Origin of the sequence: Sphingopyxis sp. UBA6723, from assembly GCF_002454115.1 — a bacterium.
Taxonomy (GTDB): domain Bacteria; phylum Pseudomonadota; class Alphaproteobacteria; order Sphingomonadales; family Sphingomonadaceae; genus Sphingopyxis.
The window spans coordinates 1-376 of record NZ_DKIH01000003.1; the positions used below are offsets into that span (position 1 = coordinate 1).

General features: G+C 56.9%; 1 protein-coding gene. It reads right to left on the reverse strand.

Annotated features, from left to right (window positions below):
• Positions 1-27: 27 nt before the first annotated feature.
• On the reverse strand, positions 28-376 hold a 349-nt coding region (locus B4F07_RS00550), incomplete at its 5' end, for a thiamine pyrophosphate-dependent enzyme (protein WP_293704336.1).

Sequence of the window (376 nt, forward strand, 5' to 3'; positions counted from 1 at the left end):
CTCCCCTGAAGGGGAGGGGCTAAGCGATTACATCTCTTTCGATATCTTCTTGATATCGATGTTCAAAATCTTGTCATTCTCCGAATAATCGACCGGGCAGTCGATCAGATGCACCCCCGGCGTATCGCGGGTATGCGCGAGCAGTTCCTGCAGATGCGCGGCGCTGGTCACGCGGTGGCCGTGCGCGCCATAGGCTTCGGCATATTTGACGAAGTCGGGGTTGCCATAGGTCAGCCCCCAATCCTTGAAGCCCATGTTCGCCTGTTTCCAGCGGATCATGCCATAGCTGTTATCGTTGAGGATCAGCACCGTCATGTTGAGCCCCAGCCGCACCGCGGTCTCCATCTCCTGACTGTTCATCATGAAGCCGCCGTCG